The organism is Campylobacter sp. P0109, from assembly GCF_002138755.1.
GTDB lineage: Bacteria > Campylobacterota > Campylobacteria > Campylobacterales > Campylobacteraceae > Campylobacter > Campylobacter devanensis.
Window position 1 is genome coordinate 1 of record NZ_MJKK01000006.1, and the last position, 21,747, is coordinate 21,747.

General features: G+C 35.8%; 20 protein-coding genes. 13 read left to right on the forward strand and 7 right to left on the reverse strand.

Annotated elements, in window-relative coordinates:
- Nucleotides 1-230 precede the first annotated feature (230 nt).
- The 7 genes from argS to CIGNP109_RS06615 all read right to left on the reverse strand — a co-directional run bounded on the left by argS (nucleotide 231) and on the right by CIGNP109_RS06615 (nucleotide 8,409).
- Nucleotides 231-1,826, reverse strand: coding sequence for an arginine--tRNA ligase (gene argS, locus CIGNP109_RS06585; protein WP_086225623.1), 1,596 nt, complete (start codon nucleotides 1,824-1,826; stop codon nucleotides 231-233).
- Nucleotides 1,826-2,038, reverse strand: coding sequence for a twin-arginine translocase TatA/TatE family subunit (gene tatA / locus CIGNP109_RS06590; protein ID WP_086225622.1), 213 nt, complete (start codon nucleotides 2,036-2,038; stop codon nucleotides 1,826-1,828). The genes argS and tatA overlap by 1 nt, the downstream gene beginning before the upstream one ends.
- 36 nt (nucleotides 2,039-2,074) lie before the next feature.
- Nucleotides 2,075-2,686, reverse strand: a complete 612-nt coding sequence (gmk, locus tag CIGNP109_RS06595) for a guanylate kinase (protein ID WP_086228669.1) — start codon at nucleotides 2,684-2,686, stop codon at nucleotides 2,075-2,077.
- Entirely contained in the window at nucleotides 2,686-4,722 is a 2,037-nt protein-coding gene (locus CIGNP109_RS06600) for a hypothetical protein (protein ID WP_086228670.1), read from the reverse strand. Before CIGNP109_RS06600 ends, gmk begins: the two co-directional genes overlap by 1 nt.
- A 60-nt stretch (nucleotides 4,723-4,782) precedes the next feature.
- Entirely contained in the window at nucleotides 4,783-5,556 is a 774-nt protein-coding gene (fliR, locus tag CIGNP109_RS06605) for a flagellar biosynthetic protein FliR (protein ID WP_086225619.1), read from the reverse strand.
- Nucleotides 5,557-5,908: 352 nt separating this feature from the next.
- Nucleotides 5,909-6,109, reverse strand: coding sequence for a KCU-star family selenoprotein (gene kcuS / locus CIGNP109_RS06610; protein ID WP_086228671.1), 201 nt, complete (start codon nucleotides 6,107-6,109; stop codon nucleotides 5,909-5,911).
- An 8-nt stretch (nucleotides 6,110-6,117) separates the two neighbouring features.
- Nucleotides 6,118-8,409, reverse strand: coding sequence for a carbon starvation CstA family protein (locus tag CIGNP109_RS06615; RefSeq protein ID WP_086228733.1), 2,292 nt, complete (start codon nucleotides 8,407-8,409; stop codon nucleotides 6,118-6,120).
- Nucleotides 8,410-8,903: 494 nt separating this feature from the next.
- Here CIGNP109_RS06615 and CIGNP109_RS06620 point away from each other — a divergent pair, with 494 nt between their 5' ends.
- The 13 genes from CIGNP109_RS06620 to CIGNP109_RS06680 are packed head-to-tail and all read left to right on the forward strand — an operon-like array spanning nucleotide 8,904 to nucleotide 21,736.
- Nucleotides 8,904-9,266, forward strand: a complete 363-nt coding sequence (locus CIGNP109_RS06620) for an NADH-quinone oxidoreductase subunit A (protein WP_086228672.1) — start codon at nucleotides 8,904-8,906, stop codon at nucleotides 9,264-9,266.
- Complete coding sequence (locus CIGNP109_RS06625) at nucleotides 9,257-9,763, forward strand: NADH-quinone oxidoreductase subunit B (protein WP_086225610.1); 507 nt, start codon at nucleotides 9,257-9,259, stop codon at nucleotides 9,761-9,763. The genes CIGNP109_RS06620 and CIGNP109_RS06625 overlap by 10 nt, the downstream gene beginning before the upstream one ends.
- Nucleotides 9,756-11,438 carry an NADH-quinone oxidoreductase subunit D gene (locus CIGNP109_RS06630; protein WP_086228673.1) on the forward strand — a complete coding sequence of 561 codons (1,683 nt, stop codon included), beginning with the start codon at nucleotides 9,756-9,758 and terminating at the stop codon, nucleotides 11,436-11,438. Before CIGNP109_RS06625 ends, CIGNP109_RS06630 begins: the two co-directional genes overlap by 8 nt.
- A complete protein-coding gene (locus CIGNP109_RS06635) occupies nucleotides 11,435-11,926 on the forward strand; it encodes an NADH-quinone oxidoreductase subunit NuoE family protein (protein ID WP_086228674.1) in 492 nt (163 codons plus the stop codon). The genes CIGNP109_RS06630 and CIGNP109_RS06635 overlap by 4 nt, the downstream gene beginning before the upstream one ends.
- A complete protein-coding gene (nuoF, locus tag CIGNP109_RS06640) occupies nucleotides 11,913-13,127 on the forward strand; it encodes an NADH-quinone oxidoreductase subunit NuoF (protein ID WP_086228675.1) in 1,215 nt (404 codons plus the stop codon). The genes CIGNP109_RS06635 and nuoF overlap by 14 nt, the downstream gene beginning before the upstream one ends.
- Nucleotides 13,128-13,130: 3 nt before the next feature.
- Nucleotides 13,131-14,510, forward strand: coding sequence for a 2Fe-2S iron-sulfur cluster-binding protein (locus CIGNP109_RS06645; protein WP_086228676.1), 1,380 nt, complete (start codon nucleotides 13,131-13,133; stop codon nucleotides 14,508-14,510).
- The gene (locus CIGNP109_RS06650; RefSeq protein ID WP_086228677.1) at nucleotides 14,507-15,781 is read left to right on the forward strand and encodes a complex I subunit 1/NuoH family protein; all 1,275 of its coding nucleotides are present in this window, start codon (nucleotides 14,507-14,509) and stop codon (nucleotides 15,779-15,781) included. The genes CIGNP109_RS06645 and CIGNP109_RS06650 overlap by 4 nt, the downstream gene beginning before the upstream one ends.
- Nucleotides 15,771-16,268: a NuoI/complex I 23 kDa subunit family protein gene (locus CIGNP109_RS06655; RefSeq protein WP_086228678.1), complete on the forward strand. Its 498-nt coding sequence runs from the start codon at nucleotides 15,771-15,773 to the stop codon at nucleotides 16,266-16,268. The genes CIGNP109_RS06650 and CIGNP109_RS06655 overlap by 11 nt, the downstream gene beginning before the upstream one ends.
- Entirely contained in the window at nucleotides 16,268-16,762 is a 495-nt protein-coding gene (locus CIGNP109_RS06660) for an NADH-quinone oxidoreductase subunit J family protein (protein ID WP_086228679.1), read from the forward strand. Before CIGNP109_RS06655 ends, CIGNP109_RS06660 begins: the two co-directional genes overlap by 1 nt.
- Nucleotides 16,755-17,063: an NADH-quinone oxidoreductase subunit NuoK gene (nuoK, locus tag CIGNP109_RS06665; RefSeq protein ID WP_086228680.1), complete on the forward strand. Its 309-nt coding sequence runs from the start codon at nucleotides 16,755-16,757 to the stop codon at nucleotides 17,061-17,063. Before CIGNP109_RS06660 ends, nuoK begins: the two co-directional genes overlap by 8 nt.
- A complete protein-coding gene (gene nuoL, locus CIGNP109_RS06670; RefSeq protein ID WP_086228681.1) occupies nucleotides 17,053-18,858 on the forward strand; it encodes an NADH-quinone oxidoreductase subunit L in 1,806 nt (601 codons plus the stop codon). The genes nuoK and nuoL overlap by 11 nt, the downstream gene beginning before the upstream one ends.
- Entirely contained in the window at nucleotides 18,855-20,330 is a 1,476-nt protein-coding gene (locus CIGNP109_RS06675; protein ID WP_086228682.1) for a complex I subunit 4 family protein, read from the forward strand. The genes nuoL and CIGNP109_RS06675 overlap by 4 nt, the downstream gene beginning before the upstream one ends.
- A complete protein-coding gene (locus CIGNP109_RS06680; protein ID WP_086228683.1) occupies nucleotides 20,330-21,736 on the forward strand; it encodes an NADH-quinone oxidoreductase subunit N in 1,407 nt (468 codons plus the stop codon). Before CIGNP109_RS06675 ends, CIGNP109_RS06680 begins: the two co-directional genes overlap by 1 nt.
- Nucleotides 21,737-21,747: the final 11 nt, after the last annotated feature.

Below are 21,747 nucleotides of genomic sequence, written 5' to 3' on the forward strand. Positions count from 1 at the left end.
ATAAAAATTTATATGGTGAGATGAGATTAGATGGTGCTGAGGATTTTTATAGAGCTGAGCTTAGTCTGCCGTGCCATCAGATGATGAGTGATGATGATGCTAAGTTTGTCATCGCTAATTTAAATGAATTATTAGAAATTTATGCTAGTAAATCGGTTTGTAGCTAAAGAATTAAGCAATAAAGCAATGCTAAGGCAAAACTAAAATCTAAGGGCATATACGCCCTTAGATTAATTCTCCATTATATCCTTAGCTTTTATTCCCATTAAATTTAATGCTACTTTTATACTAAGTGCTACAACGCTAAAAAGCTTTAGCAATTCATCTTCATTTTGACTTCCTACAACTCTATTTTCGTTATAGAATTTATGAAAACTTGCGCTAAGCGATTTGAGATAATCAGGAATTTTGTGTAAACTTCTTTGGTTTAGAGCATCTTCTAAGACTTCAGGCATGGTAAGCGCTTCAAATAATAAATTCTTACCATCATCGCTTAAATTTGTAAGCGAAGCATTAGCTACATCTGCAGGAGTCTTGTTAGCTTTGGCAAAGATTTGATTTACTCTAGCGTGAGCGTAATTGATATAAAATATTGGATTTGAACTATCTTGTTTTTTAAGCTCATCAATATCAAATTCTAAGCTTGAATTGCCAGCCTTAGATATGAAAATAAATCTAAGCGCATCACTTCCAATCTCAGCTAAAATATCGCTCATTAACACTGATGTTCCAGCTCTTTTGCTCATTTTAAATGGCTTACCATCTTTTAATAAGCTTACCATCTGCATTAAAATTACCTCTAGTTTGTTCTCATCATAACCTAGAAAATTAATCGCAGCCTTTAATCTAGCGATATATCCATGGTGGTCTGCACCCCAAATGTTGATATATGTATCAAAATCATTAGCGAATTTGACATTATGATAGATAATATCACCAGCTAAATATGTTGGACGGCCGTCGCTTCGTACTACTACCCTGTCACTATCATCGCCAAGTTTGCTTGAAGCGATATAGGTAGTGCCATCTTTTTTATATACTTGACCGCTTTTTTCTAATTGCTCTAAAGTTTGTTCTAATTGATCATAATATGATTTTTCACTAGCCCAATTATCTATGAATATTCCAGCATCAGCTAGGTCTTTTTTGATAATTTTTAAAACTTCATCTTTGGCAAATTCAGCTAGTTCAGAGTTACGACTTGACTCAAAAATTTCTTTGCCAAATTTATCGTAAGCTTTATGCGCTAACTCATCAATATAATCACCCCTGTAATATTTCTCAGGATACTCAACTGTCTCATTAAATAAAATCTCTTTTGCTCTAAGCGTAATAGATATGCCTAGTAGATCGATTTGATTGCCAGCGTCATTGATATAATACTCAGTATGAACTCCTACGCCAATATGTCTAGCTACTCTAGCCAATGTATCGCCATAGACTGCGCCTCTTACATGGCCAATGTGTAATGGACCTGTTGGGTTGGCACTTATATATTCTAAAAATATATTTTTAGGATTTGTAATCTCTTTTGAGCCAAATTTATCTCCACTTTTAAGTGCGTCATTAGCCAAAGAATCTAAAAAATCGCCACTGAGTTTGAAATTTATATATCCATTTACGGCAGTTACTTCGTAGTTTGGCGAACTAAATTGCTGTGCCATCTGAGCAGCGATAGCTACTGGGGATTTTTTTAACTCTTTAGCTAATCCAAAAGCAAGTGGTGTAGCATAGTGAGCTAGGGTTTTATCTTTTGGTTTTTCTATTACAACTTCACGCCCTAAAATAGCGCTTATCTCATTTTTTAGAGTATCTTTAGCACTCATTAGGCACTCTTTTGAGTTTCATCTTTTTTTATTTGAGTTGTATCCTCAGTCTTTTCGATTTTTTCTAATGAGGTATCATCTTCCATCTCTTTTTTAAAGCTTTTAATTCCTTTACCCATACCTTTTGCTAATTCAGGGATTTTTTTAGCACCAAAAAGCAAAACAATAATTGCTAAAACTATCAACCAGTGACTTATACTCATACTACCCATAATTTTCTCCTTAATTAAAATTTAAATTTGTTAAATTTAGCATTCGCTCCAGCTCTCTATCACATCATTTATGATAAAGTTTTGTGTTTTTGATCTCATAGAGATAAAAATTGCCTTAAGTTTTTCATATGAACTATTTAAATCATCATTGATGATAAGATAGTCATATTCGCCAATGTGAGCGATTTCGGTAGCTGCGTTAAATAACCTATTTTCAATGGTTTGCTCATCATCGCTACCACGCTTTATTAGTCGTTTTTTTAGTTCGAGTCTATCTTTTGTAGTTATAAAAACTGAGGTAATTAACTCCTTATATTGCTTCATTGCTAGATGAAATCCCTGAACATCAATGTCAAAAATCACAATTTTATCATCTTTTAGAGCTTTTTCTACTGGTTCTAGGCTAGTGCCATAATAATTTTTATGCACATTTGCCCACTCTAAAAATTTACCTTGCTCAATTCCTTGTTTAAATTCATCAGTACTAATAAAGTTATAATCAACCCCATTTTTCTCTCCAGCTCGTGGTTCTCTAGTTGTACTAGAAATAGAAAAATAAAGATTGTCAAATTCGGCCATTAAGCGTGATAATAGCGTACTTTTTCCACTTCCGCTTGGGCCGCTTATTATTAGAATTTGACCGCTCATTATCTGCCTTCAAAACTAATATTAATATTAATATTAATATCTTTTAATACATCTTTTAAGGCGCTAGTGCTAAATGCTCTTCCTAATCCCTCGCCAATTTGTGAGGCTAGAACCTGGGCTATCTCTTTTTGTTCATTTTGACTTGGTTCTGTTTTGTTTTCTACAGCGTTCTTATCTGATTGATTAACTTTTGGTTCGTTTTGGGTTTGGCTATCTTCTTTGTTATTTTCTTCATGAAGGGCTTCTTTTATAGCAGCTTCTTCTATCTCATCAATTGTGCTAGCTTCATAACTATTGCTTAAATCTTGGTTTTTCATATTATTCTCACAATCCATATTATCAATCTCATCAAGCATACTGCTTAATTTGTTTAAATTCTCAGTGTATTCAACATCTTTAACTTGGTCATTCTCGTTGGCTAGCTCATTAAAATCTTGACTTTCATCAAAATCTAAAGGCTCATCATCTTGGCTACTTTTAATATTTGCTAGATCGCTCTCAAAACCTGCTAGTTCACTCTCAAGATCATCTAGCTCATTATCAGATTTATCTAGGCCAATCTCTTCGACCAAGAATGCTGGCTTAGTTTTTTGAGTTGATTCATCCATTGATTTATCTTTAAATTCAAATTCGCTCTTTGATTCTTGTACTGGTTGAGTTTGTTTAAATTCATCAGTCACACACTTAGCAGCTGCTTCAGGCTGGATAATTGACTCTTTATCTATCTTATCACATTCTGTAATCTCTTGTGGTATAGCAGCCAAATCTGCCACAGAGTCATCTTGAAATTTAGATTCAAGTTCTGGTTTGCCAACTGGTTTTATAGCTGATTCATCTTTTATTTCATCTTTAAATGTAGTGTCAAATTCGGCATTATCAACCTCACTATCGCCATCAGGAAGCGCATCCAATGCTGAGATATCAAGTTTGATATTCTCATATTCGCTGGTTATATCTTTAATATTTTGATGCTTTTGTTCATCGTTAAGTTTATTGCTTGGACTTGATTCTTGCGCTTGATTATCTAAATTATCTATTATTTGTTCATCGTTGCTTAAATCATCTAATGCCTCAATCTCACTGGCTTTATTATCTAAAGTATCAAGTTCTTTTTTATCATCTAAACTATCTATCTCATTAAGTTTGATACCTGGATTATCTAGATTTAAATCAGCATCATCTAATTCTTGAATTTGGTTATTTGCGTTGATCCGATTATCTACGCTTTTAGCTTGTGATTCATCTACTGATTTATTGAGGTTTTTATCTGCTAAATTATCTGTCTCATATTCTAAACTATCAAGTCTAGCTATTTCATCATCTATGTTATCTAGATTAAACTCATCTGTTGCAATATTTAACTCTTTATTGTCGCTAATTAAATCATCAGTAAGATTATTAACATCTTTTGATTTATCCATTAGGCTCTCAATCTTGCCAGACTCATCATCAAGTCCTAAATCATCATCAAATTCATCCTTAGCTAGCTCAGGCTCAGCTACTTCGATTAAATTCTCAAATTGCTCAAGCTCTTGTTCTTCATGATTTTCATCATCGAATGAGCTATTTTCAAAATCATCTTGGAGTTTATTGATATCATCAGGCAATTCATCGCTATTTAAATCACTAAATACATCTATATTATCATTAGTGTGAATCTGACCAAATTCATCCCCTACTTTGATATCGCTAGGTTTAGGTTCTACTATTTTAGTTGATTTTGGAGTCTCAACTAAGATTCTTTTTACTACATCAATAAAATCAGTTGGCAAAAATGGCTTTTGTAGAGTTTGGCTTTTAGCTAGATTATACTCATCAGCTCGATTTCTAGGGATTAAAAATAGCTGATTTTTTGCATATTCTAAGTAATTAATTTTACTATCATAAAGCCCGCTATCACATATAATTAAATCAGCATCATTGCTAGTTAAATACTCTAAATTATCAATCTCAGCAAAAGTATATCCAACTTTATTTAAACTCACACTCACAAGTTTTGAAACTGCTGGATTATTATTTAGCAAAATCACCTTCATAGACTACCCCTTAAAAAAATTACGCTATTTTACGCAAATTTTCATTATGTATTGCTTTATTTAGAAAAATAAACTTGGTAAATCGTTTAAAACTCTCATCATTAGTGTTGTAAATACCTTAACAATAACAGCCAAAATCGCCATTAGTACAACAAAAGCGATAGTAATTTTAATTGGAAATCCTACAACTAGTAGGTTAAATTGCGGCATGGTCTTCATAAGCATTCCAAAAATCAAATCCGACATTAGAGTAAGTGCTAAAATCGGAAATGAGATTATAAAGCCATATAAAAAGAGATTTACCATACCTTGGGAAGCATATTTTAAGATATTTTGCTCAGGATAGAAGCCACCAAGTGGGATATATTCAAGTCCATAAGCCAAAAAATATAACACTAAATGATGCCCATCAAATAACAAAAATGCCAGTAAAACTATTAAATTTAAGATATTTGAGATTAGTGGGGCATTTATTCCGCTTTGTGGGTCAATAACTGTTGCCATTGAAAATCCCATAATCATCGATATCTGCTCACCTGCTAGTTGCACTGCGCCAAAAACAAGCATCAAAAGCACCCCAACACATAACCCAAGCATAAGCTCAGAGAGCGCTTCAAGTATAAGATACTGAACATTTATACCATCTAAATTTGCTGGCGGAGTAGCTAGCGGGAATAGATATAATGTAAGCATAAATGAGAGTGTGGCTTTGATTGTCATAGGAATTTGCATATGGTTAAAAAATGGAAAAAACACCATCAAAGCACCAGTTCGCACAAGAAGCAAAAAGAATGTTACGACATTTTCCTGCCCTAAATAATTTACAAATTCCACAATTCACCTAATTAATTTGGCGCTTATGATACTTAGTTTTTGCGAAATTTTGGCTTAATATTTAAATAAATTTAGATTTTTTAGCATAAAAATACTAAAATAAATGATGAAAATACTAATATAATTTTGCAAATACATTGTCGCTAATAGCGTTTGTATTATGTAGTCATTGTATCTTTGTGGTAATAAATCACAAGTAAAAATCAAATAATATATAAATGCAAGTTAAGGTTTGCATATTAAACTAAATTTAATAAGATTGAGTTTTTGTTGTTGTAGTGATTTGCGATGATAAAATGTTATAAAATAATAATTTATGGTAAGAAAACCCTACCTACAAGCGTAGGCAGGGTTAGCAGCATCTGGAGCTGCCGGCGCCATATTTTTTCTCTAAAGCCTCTTTGAAAAACTCTCTTTGGCTTTTTGGGGTTTGATTTGGATGGAATTTCTCCATATATTCTACATATTTATCATAGCTAGGCATCCCCACTAATAAGTGGGAAAACCTATCAATTTTTCTATAAAATGCTGATATTTTACTCCAAATTCGCATACTTACCCCTAGTGAGCACATCCGCAGTGATGAGCGTTACAACCAGCTTTGCCCTCATAATCTTTGGCATTGAGATATGGTGATTCTGCTAGTGGGATTATAGGGTCTTTGCCGCTTATTGCCCTAGCGACGACTCTTAAAGTAGCGATCAAGACAATTATAGTAATACCCATAAATAGAGCGCATAAAATAGCGTTGATAAGGTTATTTCTAGCGATTTGACTAGCTCTGCTGTAAGCTTTTTCAGTTGCTACTAGCTCTGCGTCATCTAGGGTGCCTGAATCGATTTTGACTCTTAGATCGGCGGCTTTTTGGCTATTGATTTGATATGCAGCAACATGGCTTACTGAGTCATGGACTCTATCACCATTTGCTGGAAGTAGCTTTTGGACTCCGGCACTCATAGTAGAGATCAATACCCACACTACTGGGACGATAACGACCCAAGCGAGTTTGGCTCTTTTCATTTTAAATAATACACTAACAGCTAAAAGTAAGGCTATGCCGGCTAGAAGTTGATTACCCACGCCAAATAGCGTCCATAATGCTTTTACCCCACCTGTTGGGTCTGTGATACCCATATATAATATAGAACCCCAACCAGCTACACATAAAAGAGTTGCTATTAGACCCATTGGAACTGAGCTGATATTTGCCATTGGTTTATAGAAGTTACCTAAAACATCTTGCACCATAAATCTTCCAGCTCTAGTACCAGCATCAACTGCTGTAAGGATAAATAATGCCTCAAATAAGATAGCGAAGTGATACCAAAACGCCATTGTGCCTTCAAAGCTTGGCATTTTAGAGATTAACACAGCAAAACCAAGAGCGAATGTAGGCGCACCACCGGTTCTGCTTAGAATGCTTGGTTCGCCAACATCTTTAGTAAATGCTAGAATATTTTGTTCTATCATTTCTGGAGTGATTTTGATAATATCTCCAGCAAATGCGTTGATACTAGCAGCAGCAGCTTTAATACCTGCTAAGTAGCTTTGACTTGCTTCGCCTTGGAATACCCCAAATACCTCGCCAGCACTTCTAGCTGCTGATATAGCCTCTGTAGTGCCTAGACCTGCTGGGGCGACATTGATAGCGAAGTATAGATCTGGCGTTATGATGATAGCTGCGATTAGTGCCATTACACCAACAGCTGACTCCATAAGCATTGAGCCATAACCTACCATTTTAGCGTGAGTCTCTTTTTCTAGCATTTTTGGGGTTGTTCCACTAGAGATTAGAGCATGGAAACCACTAATAGCACCACAAGCGATGGTAATGAATAAAAATGGGAATAATTTACCAGCAAATACTGGCCCTGTGCCATCTGTGAATTTAGTAACCATAGGCATTGCTACTTGGATATTTTGATTACCTGCAAAATCGCCCAAACCTAAATAGATTATAATCACCGCCATAGCAAATATAACGCCGATTTTAAGGAAGGTAGATAGATAATCCCTAGGTGCTAAAAGTAGCCAAACAGGCAAAATCGCCGCTATAAAACCATAGATAATAGTGATAAAAGTCAAAGCCACTGGAGATATGGTAAATACATTAGCCCAATACGGATCAGCGGCTACATAATGACCACCCCAAAGCGATAACATAAGCATAATAAAACCAAATATAGAGGCCTCGCCTATTCTACCTGGGCGGATAAATCTCATCCAAATTCCCATTAAAATAGCAATAGGAAGTGTCATCGCAATGGTAAATAATCCCCATGGAGATTCAGCCAAGGCATTTACAACAACCAAAGCCAAAATAGCCACAATAAGCATCATAATACCTAAAATTCCAATCATAGCTATAGTTCCAACACCCTTGCCAAGCTCCATTTTTATCATCTCGCCAAGGCTTTTGCCATCTCTTCTAGTTGATAACCATAAAACTACAAAGTCGTGCACTGCACCGGCAATCACAACGCCCACAACAAGCCAAATCATACCTGGCAAATAACCCATTTGAGCTGCCAAAATCGGCCCTACTAATGGCCCAGCACCAGCAATAGCGGCAAAATGGTGACCAAATAGGACAATTTTGTTAGTTGGGACAAAGTCACGACCATCGTTTTTTACCACTGCGGGAGTGGCTCTATTGTCATCTAGGCATAAGACCTTTTGAGCTATGTATTTAGCGTAAAATCTATAGGCAATTGAGTAGATACACACAGCTGCAACTACAAACCATAGAGCATTTACTGTCTCACCTCTATCTATAGTCAGTTTAGCAAATCCAAGCACAGCCAAAAATACAACTGCCGCCCAGATAACTATGCTCAACACCTTTTTATTCATGTTACCTCCGATTAAATTATTTTGATTTTGCGATTGTAGCATATTTGTAATCAAATATAGCCATAAAGTGTATAAAATAGAAATATAAATTTATATTATGTTACGATTTTACACATTAAAGAGAATTTATAGGCAAATTTGGGCTATTTGTTAGAATTTGAGTTGGGAATTTAATATTTTGGCTTATATTTTTACTTTTTTTAAGTGATAATGTAAATTTATTTTAAATACAAAGCTATAAAAGCAAATTTAATTAATTTAATAAATTTATTTAAGTTTTAAATAAGATAGCTTTTAAATTACGAATTTATAGGCTTTATAATCTTAAATTTGAATTTATAATATTAGTAATTATAGCTGAATTTAGATAGATAATAAAATTTATTAATAATATTCTTAAACAAAAAATTAATTTCTTTATGATATTGAATTAATGGTAATCTTTTTGATACAATTACGTCCAAATCAATAAAGTAAATTTCAAGGAAAAGGCTTTGGAGAGTAATCTTGTATGGAGTTTTTATCTCTATGTTTTCATCATTTTAGCACTTTGTGTGGCTTTTTATTTCACCAAAAAGATTGGCCCAACTGGCAAAAGCAATAGCTCAAAAAATCGAATTTATGAGAGCGGAATTGTAAATTTCTATGGCGGTATAAATTCTAGTATAAATGTCAAATACTATCTTGTGGCGATTGTCTTTGTGATATTTGATATTGAAGCTGTGTTTATGTATCCGTGGGCGGTGAGCCTTAGGGAGCTTGGCCTTTATGCTTTGGTTGAGATGTTTGTCTTTATGGCTATTTTGCTTGTGGGATTATACTATATTTATAAGAAGAAGATTTTAATATGGGAATAGAAAATTTAGTCAAAAATGATCTGATCTTAACTAGATTAGATGCGCTTTTTAACTGGGGTAGATCCAACTCGCTTTGGCCGATGATATTTGGGACGGCCTGTTGTGCGATTGAGTTTATGAGTGCTGTATCATCAAAGCATGATTTAAGCCGTTTTGGCGCTGAAGTTATGCGATTTTCGCCTCGTCAAGCGGATTTGATGATAGTAGCTGGGACAATATCATTTAAACAAGCTCCGATTTTAAAAGAGATATATGATCAAATGTGTGAGCCAAAATGGGTTGTTAGTATGGGTGCGTGTGCTAGTAGCGGTGGATTTTATGATAATTATACCACACTTCAAGGGATAGATCAGATAATACCAGTTGATGCCTATATCAGCGGCTGTCCACCAAGGCCTGAGGCGATAATCGATGCGATTTTAGCTATCCAACAAAAGATAAAAGCCGGTAGTATCAAAGATCGCCATAGAGATTTTAAGGGGCTTTTAGATGGTTAATTCGTTTATATCTAAATTTAATTCTAAAATCTCTGAATATAATGGCATTATCACGGCTATAATCGATAAAGAGCGTATTTTTGAAGCGGTTAAATTCGCTCGTGATGAGATGAAATATGAAATTTTGGCTGATATCGCCTGTGTGGATAATTTGAATTTAAACAATCCAAAAAGATTTAGTTTGTATTATATATTTAGCTCTTTAAAGGGTAGTAATTTTATTATTCAAGTTGATCTTGACGAGAATGAGAGCATAGTAAGCGTTAGTCAAATTTACAAAAGCGCTAATTGGGCTGAAAGAGAGTGCTATGATCAATATGGAGTTAAATTTGATAATCATCCAAACCTTAGACGCATATTAAATCATAAAGAATTTATCGGATATCCATTAAGAAAGGATTATCCTATTGATAAATACCAAATTCTAACTCAAAGCGATAGCTTGGTTGATGAGATGAGAGATCAGCTCTTAAATCTCGGCCTTGCTAGTGAAGAAAATGATGAATTTAAAATCAAATATACATTTTTAAATATCGGCCCATCACATCCTGCTACGCACGGGACAATACGCAATTTTATGGCACTCGATGGGGAGAAAATAGCTGCTTGTGTAACTGAAATTGGCTATTTACATAGGGGATTTGAGAAGTCTTGTGAGACTCATACCTATGCCCAAATCATCCCATATACAGATAGGCTAAATTACTGCTCTGCTATGCTAAATAATGTCGGATATGCTAAGGCGGTAGAGGATATCTTGGGTGTTACCTTGCCTGATAGAGCGATTTTTATGCGTGTGATTTTGGGTGAGTTGGCTCGCATTATAGATCATGAGGTTTGCCTTGGGGCTATGTTTGTGGATATGGGGGCGCTTACAAATTACTGGTATTTATATAATCCTAGAGAGAAAATTTATAACTTCTTATCTAGATTAACTGGTGCTAGATTTACAAATTCATTTGCTAGAATTGGCGGTATGGCACATGACTTTTATGATGGTTGGGAAGATGAGCTTTTGGGCTATTTAAAAGAGGTTGAAAAAGGCCTTGATGATACTCTAACTCTCATAGAAAAAAATAGAATATTCTTAGATAGAGTTCAAAATATCTGTAAAATAAGCGCTCAAGACGCTCTAAGCTATGGATTTACTGGGCCAAATTTAAGAGCTAGTGGCGTGGATTATGATTTAAGAAAAGATAAGCCATATTACTATTATAATAGCTTTGATTTTAATATCCCTGTTGGTAGCTGTGGCGATATATATGATAGGATGTTTGTGAGATTTTATGAGATGAAAGAGAGTGTCTCTATCATCCGCCAAGCGATAAAGAGAATTCCAAGTGGCGATATCTGTATCAAAGACAAAGATATAATTCTCCCGCCAAAAAGCGAAGTATATGGCAATATTGAGGCTTTGATAAATCATTTTAAACTAATTTTTGATGGAGTTAAGCTCCCTGTGGGGCATTTCTATGGTGCGACTGAAGGGGGTAATGGTGAGCTAGGATTTTTCATTGTTAGTGATGGGGGCAATATGCCATATCGCCTAAAGCTTAGACCGCCTTGTTTCTATGCTTTAAACGCATTTAGCGATATGGTTAGAGGTGGCTTGATCGCTGATAGTATATTGAATTTAGGTAGTATAAATATAATTGCTGGGGAGCTAGATAGATGAGTTTTGAATTCACAAAAGATGAGCTAGAAGGCTTAAATAATCTTCGCACCAAAGTAGATGATGATAGGGCGTTAGTATTACCAGCTCTTTGGATTTTACAAAGAAGACAAGGATTTATCAGCTCTGAAGATATATTGTATTTAGAAAAAACTCTTGGGATTAAGGCTATATTTTTTGCTGAAGTTATGGGCTTTTACTCTATGTTTAATGAGAGTAAAAAGGGCAAATATGAGCTTAAATTTTGTAAAACCATAACTTGTAAATTAAGAGGCAGCGATGAAGTGATAAAAGCCGCTAGCGATCTTCTTGGGATCAAGATGGGTGAAACTACTAGCGATGGGCTTTTTAGCCTTGGGGAGAGCGAGTGCTTGGGATATTGTGAAAAGGCACCATGTATGTTATCAAATTTAGAGCAAATCGGTGACTTGACTAAAGAGAGTATAACAGAGTTAATAGAAAGGCTAAGGAGAGAAAATGAAGGTCGTTAGTGCTAGATTTGATATACCTAATGCCAATAAGATAGAAGTCGCTAAGGCTCATGGGGCATATGCGAATTTAGATGAAATTCTAAAAATGCCAAGAATGGATATAGTAGATGCGATTGACAAAAGTGGATTAAGAGGCAAGGGCGGTGGCGGTGGCCATTGTGGAACTAAATGGAAAAATATGATAGCTTGGCCTAGCCAAAAACGCTATTTGGTGGTAAATGGCGATGAGAGCGAGCCTGGGACTTGTAAAGATAAGTATATTTTCAATCTTGATCCCCATCTGTTAATAGAAGGTATCATAATCTCAGCTTACGCTCTTGGTGCGTGTAGAGCCTATATCTACATTAGGGGCGAATATGAGAAAGAATTTCAAAGTATCCAAAGAGCCATTAATGAATCCAAAGATGAGAGGCGTGGCCTAGAAATTATAGTTTGTAAAGGTGCTGGAGCCTATATCTGCGGTGAGAAGAGCGCACTTTTAGAGAGTATTGAAGGCAAAAGGGGGCATCCTAGATTAAAGCCACATAATAGAGCTGAGCCGGATTTTTTGTTTGGTAGTGCGTGTGTGGTAAATAATGTCGAAACCATCGCTAGCGTGCCCTTCATAGTTAAAAATGGCTGGGAAAAATATAGAAGCGTAGGAACCCCAAAATCCCCTGGTACTCTGCTATTTGCCGTAACAGGATGTGTGAATACTCCATGCGTTAAAGAGATGCCATTTGGGACTAAAATGATTGATTTTATCAATGAATTTGGCGGTGGCGTGTGGAAAAATAGAGAGCTAAAAGCCGTTATCCCTGGCGGATCATCTGCTGCGGTATTAACCAAAGATGAAGTTATGAAGGCTACTTTGGATTATGAGAATTTATGGGAGTATAAAAGTGCTCTTGGGACTGGCGGTATGATGGTTTTTGATGATACGATCAGTATGCCTAAGGTGCTTTTGAATTTGCTTGAGTTTTACACAGAAGAGAGCTGCGGGCAATGTACTCCATGTCGTGAGGGATGTGGCTGGGGAATGCGAGTTGTGGAGCGAATTTGTAAAGGCGAAGGAAGCAAAAAAGATCTACAAATATTAAAAGATATCTGCTTTATGCTAGATGGAAAGACAATTTGTGTATTTGCTCCAGCGGTAAAAGATGTAATCATAGGCTTTATAACCAAATTTGAAGATGAGTTTTTAGCGCTTTGTAAGGATTAAAATATGGTAGAGATTATAGTTGATGGCGAAAAATTTAGCGTAAATGAAAAGGGCAATCTAATCACCGAGCTAAAAAAGCATAATATTGAAATTCCACACTTTTGCTATCATGAAGCGCTTGGCGTAAGTGGTAATTGTAGGATGTGCCTAATAGAAGTAGTAGGTCAAAAACGCCCCCAAATCGCATGTGATACTCCTATAAAAGAGGGTATGGAGATCAAGATAAATAGCGAACTTACAAGGGCTGTCCAGCGTGGAATTCTAGAGCTTGAGTTTATCAATCATCCGCTTGATTGTCCTGTGTGCGATCAAGCTGGTGAGTGTGATTTACAAGATTATTATATGAAATTTGATCTACAAGAGTCCAAAGTAAGTCTAGCCGATAAGGTAAAAAAAGGCAAAAGAGAGGATCTTGGCTCTTTGGTAATCCATGATGAAGAGAGATGTGTGCTTTGTAGAAGGTGTGTGAGATTTACTCAAATATGCACCCAAACTAATGAATTAGCCGTGGGTGGCCGTGGTGAGCATAGCCACATAATGTTAATGAATGGCAAAAAAATAGACAATCCATACGCAGGAAATATAGTAGATATCTGTCCAGTAGGAGCTATGACTTCGGCTGATTTTAGATTTAAAAAGCGAGTTTGGCACCTACAAAAGACCCCCGCAATCTGTCAAGGGTGCGAAAGGGGATGCGCTATATGGATCGATAGCAATAAAGCAAAATATCAAGATAGCAAAATTTATAGGTTTAGACCTAGAGAGAGTAGCGTAAATGGCTATTTCATCTGTGATTATGGCCGTTATAGCTATAAAGATGAGCAAGTAATTAAGCGTGATGATAGTGCGAAAATCTCCGCTTTGGCTCTAGATCTTAGGACAAATGGCGATCAATATAATATCTTAGCTTCAAGCTCATTAAGTATTGAAGAGATGAGTGCTTTAAAGATTTTGGCTAATGAGTTTAATATGGGCTTATATGGATTTAGCGATTTTAGAGATGAGAGCTTTAAAGATGAGATTGGATTAAAGCTTAGAGTACCGAATAAAACTGCTAATCGTGTGGGATTAAATAAGCTTGGCATAGATAAAAATTTAGATAAAAAATCTAAAAATTTAATAGTTTTTCATCTTGGTAGGGATTTTGAGTTTATCAATAAATTTGAATTTGATAATCTCATCAAAATCGGCTCAAATAGCGATGCTGATATAGTCTGCGCTAGTAGCTATCACAGAGATGGCCATACCCTAAATATAGATGAAAAACTGCGATTTAGCAAGGGGGCTTTTGAGCCACTTAGCCCTAAAATTTGCGATATTATCGCTGAATTGATGGGTCGTGGAGTGGAATTTGATATGAGTATATTAAAGGCGTTTGCATGAGTGAAATTTGGCTAATTATATTTAGGATTGCGTTTATTTTGATATTTATTTTGGCTTTGATACCTGTTTTGGTGCTATTAGAGCGTAAAATTTCAGCTTTTATCCAAGACCGCCCAGGCCCAAATAGAGCTAATATCGCCGGTATAAGGCTCGGCGGATTGATCCAAGCGATGGCTGATGCTTTAAAACTAGCTATAAAAGAGGATTTTACTCCAGCAGCTATTAGATCCAAAGCGTTATTTACCATCGCTCCGATGGTGCTATTTTTGATGAGTACGCTTACTATAGCTGTGATTCCATTTAGTGAATATTTTAGCATTGATGGGGTCAAATACCTTATGCAAGCAATCCCATTTGATGGCGGTATGCTATGGTATTTGGGATTTGCTAGTCTTAGTATCTATGGTATTATGCTAGCTGGTTGGAGCTCAAACAATAAATACTCTCTCTTAGGCTCTTTGCGTGCAGCTAGTGGGGCTATAAGCTATGAAATTCCACTAGGTCTAGCTGTTGTGAGTATGATTATTACATATAACTCTATTAGTTTAAATGACTTTGTAATAGCTCAACAAGGCTCATTTTTAGGCCTTCCTGCGTGGGGGATATTTCTTCAACCATTAGCGGCGATTATCTTTATCATCTGTGCTTTTGCCGAGACAAATAGAGCGCCATTTGACCTAGCTGAAGGTGAAAGCGAGATAGTAGCTGGATATCACCTTGAGTATAGTGCGATGAGCTTTGCTATGTTTTTTATGGCTGAATATATCGCAATGACTGCTATGAGTGCGCTTATAGTTACGATATTTTTTGGCGGATACTCCTTGCCTTATCTATCACAGGCTGATTTGGCTGCTAATTATGAGATTGTGCTACTTAGCATAGCTGGCGTGACTACTATCTTTGGTTTATTATTTATCTGGTGGGTTAGCAAAAATAATGTTACTAGATATAAAATAAGTAAAGACCATAGAAAAAAAGAGAATATCATATATTACACCTTGACAGCTCTGATAGTGGCTATAATCGATATTATATGCTTATATTTTTATGGAAATTTAGGTGAATTTGGTGCTGAGATTGTAGCTACTGCGGTGAATTTAGTAGTATTTGCGCTTAAAACCTTTATAGTGCTACTTGTATTTATCTGGGTTAGATGGACTCTACCTAGATTTAGATATGATCAAATTCAACGCTTAGGCTGGGAAAAACTCATGCCCTTAGCAATTTTAAATATTATTATTACAGCATTGGTGGTGGTTTATGTCAGTTAAAGTCAAAAAAATCGAACGAAAAAAAATGCCACTTTTAGAGCGAATTTATATATTTTATATCATCGCTGGGATGGCTAGAACTTTTAAGCATTTTATCAGAAATTTACTCAATACCAAAAATATTGAATTCCTAGAATATCCCGAGCAAAAACCCAATGATATAAGCCCTAGATATCGTGGTCTTCATAGATTAACCAAATATGATAATGGCGAATTAAAGTGCGTTGCGTGCGATATGTGTGCTACTGCTTGTCCGGCTAAATGTATATTTATAGAAGCTTGTGAAGTCCCTGGTAGTAAAGAAAAAGCCCCAAAAGTCTTTAATATAGATCTTTTGGAGTGTGTATTTTGCGGGCTTTGCGTGGAGGCGTGCCCTAAGGATGCTATAAGGATGGATAGCGGGATATTTACAAAGGTTGAAGGTAGTAGAGATAGCTTCATTAGCGATATAAATGAGCTTAGTAGTAGAAAAAGGGGGGAGTTTTGATGGAGAATTTTTTGTTTATTAACTTCTCATTTTTAGCTATTTTGGGAGCTTTGGGTTTGATTAGCTTTAAAGCGCCTATCCATGGGGCTTTATCTATGATTGTCTCTTTGGTGGCTATAGCTGGGTTGTATCTTTTATTATACGCTAAGACTCTATTTTTAATCCAAATAGTAGTATATGCTGGGGCGATTATGGTTTTATCGGTTTTTGTGATGATGTTTTTTAATATCAAATCAGATAGCTTATGGGCTAAATTTAGCTTTATACAGATGATTCAAGCCGCTTTGCCTTTAGTCGTTTTTGGCTTTTTGGCTTACTGGCTTGCCTTGATACCTGGTAACTTCGAGGTAGCACCTGATGGATTTGGAGAGATCGCACCACTTGGAAAGTATCTCTTTTTTAAATGGGGATTTAGCTTTGAGATGATATCACTGCTTTTAACCGCTGCTTTGGTAGGGGTTGTGGCGATTTTAAAAGGCAAAAATAATGGTTGAAAATTATATATTTGTAGCGGTTTTGCTCTTTGTGATTGGAATTTTTGGTGTTATTTTGCGTAAAAATATCTTTACTATTTTTATGTCTATTGAGCTTATGTTAAATGCGGTTGCTTTGCTTTTTGCGATATTTGCTAGGGTTAATTTAAATTTAGATGGTCAAGTGATCGTAATGCTAGTTATCGCTATAGCTGCTGCTGAGGCGAGCTTTGGTCTTGCGCTCATCACCTTGCTTCACAAATCAAAACAGAGCCTAAATATAGATAGCTTTAAAGAGTTAAAGGATAGCGATGCTAGTTAATATCGTAATTTTAGCGCCAATTATTGGTAGTTTGTTGCTTGGGGTTTTATATCTGGCTAGAAAGAGTCTTGGCTTATCTCAAAGATTTTTCGCATTTTTGGGGATGGTTGGGCCTGTAGTTAGCTTTGTAGCTATGGCTGTGCTGTTTATTAATAGCTATGGTAGTAGCTTGAATTTGGATATATTTAGCTGGCTTGATATCGCTGGATTTAGCATAAATGTGGGATTTTATCTTGATGATCTTAGCCTTGTGATGGCGATATTTGTGGCGTTTTTGGGTATGCTTATACATTTGTATTCTATAGGCTATATGGATGGTGATGAGGGCTTTGGTAAGTTTTTTTGTTATATGAATTTATTCTTAGCCTCTATGCTGATTTTAGTTTTAGCAAATAATCCGATTTTGATGTTTGTCGGCTGGGAGGGCGTGGGCGTATGCTCATACCTATTAATCGCCTTTTATTTTAGCGATAAAGATAATGTTAAAGCCGGCAATAAAGCCTTTATATTAAATAGAATTGGCGATTTTGGCTTTTTGATTGGGCTGATTGCATTGTATCTTGCTAGTAGTGGAGTTAAATTTGATTATATTGGCTTAAATGAAGTGAGCTTTAGCCCTGGTGTAGCGATATTTATAGCATTTTGTTTCATTGCTGGAGCGCTAGCTAAATCAGCTCAAATTCCACTATACACTTGGCTACCTGATGCGATGGCTGGGCCTACTCCGATTTCAGCCTTGATCCACGCTGCGACGATGGTTACAGCCGGGGTTTATATGGTTGTTAGATTTGAGTTTTTGTTTGCTGGGCTTAGCTTGCCAATAGAAGTTTTAGCCGGTATTGGTGCGGCTGGGGCGCTCTTTGCTGGGATTATTGCTACAAAGGCTACTGATATCAAAAAAATTTTAGCCTACTCTACTATGAGTCAATTAGGATATATGTTCGCTGCGCTTAGCTACAGCTCTGGGGCTGCTATGTATCATCTATTTACTCATGGATTTTTTAAAGCGCTTCTGTTTTTGAGTGCTGGGGCTATCATCATAGCGCTTCATCATGAGCAAAATATCTTTAAAATGGGGAATTTAAAAGATAATAAATCGCTATATTATCCAATGCTTTTTGGTATGCTCGCAATTAGCGGGATATTCCCTTTTGCTGGATTTTTCTCCAAAGATGCCATTATACTTGGGGCGCTTCTTTCTGGGCATTATACTATATTTGCTATTTTATTATTTACTGCTGGGCTTACTGCGTATTATTGTTTTAGGCTATTTTTCTTGGTATTTTACTCACAAAATCCCGCACCAAAACAGCATAAGGTGCCATTTAGTATGCTTGGGGTGAATTATATCCTTTGTCTATTTGCCTTAGGCGGTGGATTTATGGCGATATTTTTAGATATTGATCATCCAACTTTAATGGTAGAGATAGTGGCTGGAGTTGTGAGCATGGCGGTATCTGCTATTGGGATTTTTATCGCTTATAAGAAATTTTACAACTACAAAAACTGCGAAGAAAAAATGGGTAAATTTGAGAGCATTGTAGCAAATAAATTCTATATAGATGAGATATATGATCTTGTTTTTGTGGCGAATTTAAAACGAATTAGCCACTTTTTGCGTGAGATTATAGATGATAAAATTTTATATCCGCTTGTCGAGTTTAGCGCCTTGATATTTAAGGCATTTAGCCAAATTTATGCTAGATGTACTCAAAGCGGTTTAGCTAGTTCATATGCATTTTATATGCTATTTTTCATCTGTGTTATTATCATATTTTCAAAGGCTATTTTATGAGTAGTATCTTGAGTTTAATTATATTTATACCATTTTTATTGGGGCTTTTTATAGCTCTATTTTGTAATAATTTTTGGGGCAAGATTATAGCCTTTGGCGGATCTATTTTGGTCGCTATTTTGGCTATTATTATGGCTCTTGGCTTTGATGGGGCTGGTGGAATGCAGTTTGTAGATATCGTCCCATTAGTTAAAAACTATGGCATTACATATATGGTTGGTGTAGATGGGATTAATATCTATCTTATTTTGATTATTACGATATTTTTACCTTTTTTGTTTTTTGTGCTTAGGTATCAAGAAAAGGGCTTTTGGGCGAATTTGCTATTTATAGAGAGTGGGTTTTTGGCTGTTTGTAGCTCACTTGATTTGATATTTTTCTATGCTGGGTGGGAGATGATGCTCTTGCCAATATTTATAATGACTGGCTTGTATGGTAAGAGCGTTAAAAGAGCTAAAGCTATGCTAGATATGATGTATTATGCGATATTTGGGTCGATGATTATGCTTGGGGCGATTATCTATCTTGGCGTGGCACACTATTTGGAATTTGGATTTTATAGCTTTGCTTTGGCTGATTTGGTGAATTTAAATTTAAGTCTAAGCGTAGAGCGAATACTATTTTTTAGCTTTATGATAGCTTTTGTGATTAAGCTTCCTTTGTTTCCATTTCATATGTGGCTTAGTGGGGCATACACACACTCGCCTAGCGTGGCTACCTTTATGCTTTCAGCCATTGCGTCTAAGGTGGCGGTGTTTGCGATTTTGAGATTTGTGTTGCCGATATTTTCGCTTAGCTTTGTTGAGTTTTCTAGTTATTTTGTGGCACTTGGGATATTTTCTATGATATATTTTGGGATAATTGCTCTTAGGTGCGATGACTTTAAGACCCTTTTGGCCTTTGCTTCGGCGTCGCATTTGGGATTAATCTTAGCTGGGGTTTTCAGCCTTGATAGTGTGGCAATGAGCGGGGCTTTATATCAGATTATAGCTCACGCATTAACTAGTGGAGCGATGTTTTTGATGGTGGGTATTATCTCTAATCAACTAGGCACTCGCAAGGTTAGTCAGCTTGGTGGTATAGCTACTAAGGCTCCGATTTTTGCTACGCTATTTGGCATTATGATGCTATCAAGCGTGGGGCTTCCTACTACTATCGGCTTTGTGGCGGAGCTTTTGATTTTAGTGGGATTATTTAAATCAAATTTAATCTATGGAGTTATCGCTACAACTTCTATTATCATCGGTGCGGTTTATATGTTTGTGGTTTATCGCAAGGCGATTTTACAAAGTGTAAATGAAGTTACAGATAAATTTAAAGAGCTTAGTAAATCTCAAGTTATAGCCTTTGGTTTGGTAGCGATTGTGATATTTGTAATGGGCCTATATCCTAAACCAATATTAGATCTATCGCAAAGCACGATCCAAAGCCACTATGAAAAATACATAAAATCAAATTTAAAGGGGCAATAATGATAGCTTTAACACCTTTTTTACTATCAATCGCCGCTATTGTAGCTAATATATTTTTAAGCGTTACAAAAATCAATAAAATATCGCTTTTAGGTATAAATTTAGCCTTTTGGGCTGTTATTTTAATCTCGTTTTTTGTTTTTAGGGTTGAGCTTCTTAGTGGGGATTTGCCGTTTTTTTGTGCTGAATTTATATCTCTTGGGCAATTTGAGTTTATATTTTGTGTGATTATAGCCTTTCTTACGATGATATTTTTGGCTACGGTATATTTTAGCGATGATGAGAGCTATTTTAAATCTGAGCTAATAGCATTAGCAAATTTAGCTGCCTTTGGCATGATGGGGATGATAATCTCAAGCGAAATTATAACTACTTTGATTTTCATCGAGATTGCCTCCATATCCATATATGCGATGATAGCATTAAATTCAAGCTCAAAAAGCATTGAAGCGGCCTTTAAATACTTCTTACTCTCATCATTTATGAGTGCGTTTTACTTGCTTGGAGCGGCCTTGATATTTGGGACTACTCAAAGTACAAAATATGAGATTCTTAGCAAACTCTTATCACCATCTTTGATTACCACAATTGGCGTGTTAATGGTGATTGCGATGATATTTTTTAAGATTGCGATTTTTGGTTTTTATCGCTGGAGTATAGATGTGTATTATGGAGCTAGCACTAGTATAACTGGATATTTGGCTGGGGCGTTTAAACTAGCTAGTTTTGGGTTGCTAATCAAATTTGCCCTGCTTTATAGCGGCGGCTGGGATGAAATTTTAGCGATTATGTTTAGTGTGATTGCGATATTTAGTATGTTTATCGGTAACTTTTTGAGCCTTAAAGAGATAGATGTTAAAAAGATTTTGATAGCTGCTGGGATAGTTCATGCTGGGTATATCTTTATAAATTTAGCTAGTTTCAATGGTGATAGCTCTTTATTTGCTGGGGTGTATTATATCGCTATTTATGCTATTACAACGGGATTTGCATTTTTACTCTTAAATGCGTTTTTTAAAGATCAAAGGGTTGAGATTGACTCTCTTGCTGGAATTTATAAGAGTTCACCGCTTGGGGCGTTGGCATTTACTCTTATCTGCCTTTCATTTATCGGATTTCCATATACGGTGGGATTTTTGGGTAAGGTTTATGTATTCTCAAGTGCCTTTGAAAGCGGTAATGCGTATTTGGCGATTTTTGGTATTATAAATACTATTATATCGGTATATTATTATCTAAGAATTATTATTAGTATATATTTTAAATCGCCAAATCAAGCTATCATAATCCCAAAATGTAGAGCTGTCTGGATAGGAATTTTAAGCATTTTAGCCACTTTATTTATTGTGCTTGAAGGAGTTGGAGCTGGGTCAATTTTAGGATATTTTAATCTTATAATGGGGTAAATTTGAAGTTG

Excerpts from the sequence above, each read along its gene's own strand:
- argS (WP_086225623.1), bottom strand. The coding sequence starts at position 1,826 with ATGAGTGCTAAAGATACTCTAAAAAATGAGATAAGCGCTATTTTAGGG.
- tatA (WP_086225622.1), bottom strand. The coding sequence starts at position 2,038 with ATGGGTAGTATGAGTATAAGTCACTGGTTGATAGTTTTAGCAATTATT.
- gmk (WP_086228669.1), bottom strand. The coding sequence starts at position 2,686 with ATGAGCGGTCAAATTCTAATAATAAGCGGCCCAAGCGGAAGTGGAAAA.
- CIGNP109_RS06600 (WP_086228670.1), bottom strand. The coding sequence starts at position 4,722 with ATGAAGGTGATTTTGCTAAATAATAATCCAGCAGTTTCAAAACTTGTG.
- kcuS (WP_086228671.1), bottom strand. The coding sequence starts at position 6,109 with ATGCGAATTTGGAGTAAAATATCAGCATTTTATAGAAAAATTGATAGG.
- CIGNP109_RS06615 (WP_086228733.1), bottom strand. The coding sequence starts at position 8,409 with ATGAATAAAAAGGTGTTGAGCATAGTTATCTGGGCGGCAGTTGTATTT.
- CIGNP109_RS06625 (WP_086225610.1), top strand. The coding sequence starts at position 9,257 with ATGGGAATAGAAAATTTAGTCAAAAATGATCTGATCTTAACTAGATTA.
- CIGNP109_RS06630 (WP_086228673.1), top strand. The coding sequence starts at position 9,756 with ATGGTTAATTCGTTTATATCTAAATTTAATTCTAAAATCTCTGAATAT.
- CIGNP109_RS06635 (WP_086228674.1), top strand. The coding sequence starts at position 11,435 with ATGAGTTTTGAATTCACAAAAGATGAGCTAGAAGGCTTAAATAATCTT.
- nuoF (WP_086228675.1), top strand. The coding sequence starts at position 11,913 with ATGAAGGTCGTTAGTGCTAGATTTGATATACCTAATGCCAATAAGATA.
- CIGNP109_RS06645 (WP_086228676.1), top strand. The coding sequence starts at position 13,131 with ATGGTAGAGATTATAGTTGATGGCGAAAAATTTAGCGTAAATGAAAAG.
- CIGNP109_RS06650 (WP_086228677.1), top strand. The coding sequence starts at position 14,507 with ATGAGTGAAATTTGGCTAATTATATTTAGGATTGCGTTTATTTTGATA.
- CIGNP109_RS06655 (WP_086228678.1), top strand. The coding sequence starts at position 15,771 with ATGTCAGTTAAAGTCAAAAAAATCGAACGAAAAAAAATGCCACTTTTA.
- CIGNP109_RS06660 (WP_086228679.1), top strand. The coding sequence starts at position 16,268 with ATGGAGAATTTTTTGTTTATTAACTTCTCATTTTTAGCTATTTTGGGA.
- nuoK (WP_086228680.1), top strand. The coding sequence starts at position 16,755 with ATGGTTGAAAATTATATATTTGTAGCGGTTTTGCTCTTTGTGATTGGA.
- nuoL (WP_086228681.1), top strand. The coding sequence starts at position 17,053 with ATGCTAGTTAATATCGTAATTTTAGCGCCAATTATTGGTAGTTTGTTG.
- CIGNP109_RS06675 (WP_086228682.1), top strand. The coding sequence starts at position 18,855 with ATGAGTAGTATCTTGAGTTTAATTATATTTATACCATTTTTATTGGGG.
- CIGNP109_RS06680 (WP_086228683.1), top strand. The coding sequence starts at position 20,330 with ATGATAGCTTTAACACCTTTTTTACTATCAATCGCCGCTATTGTAGCT.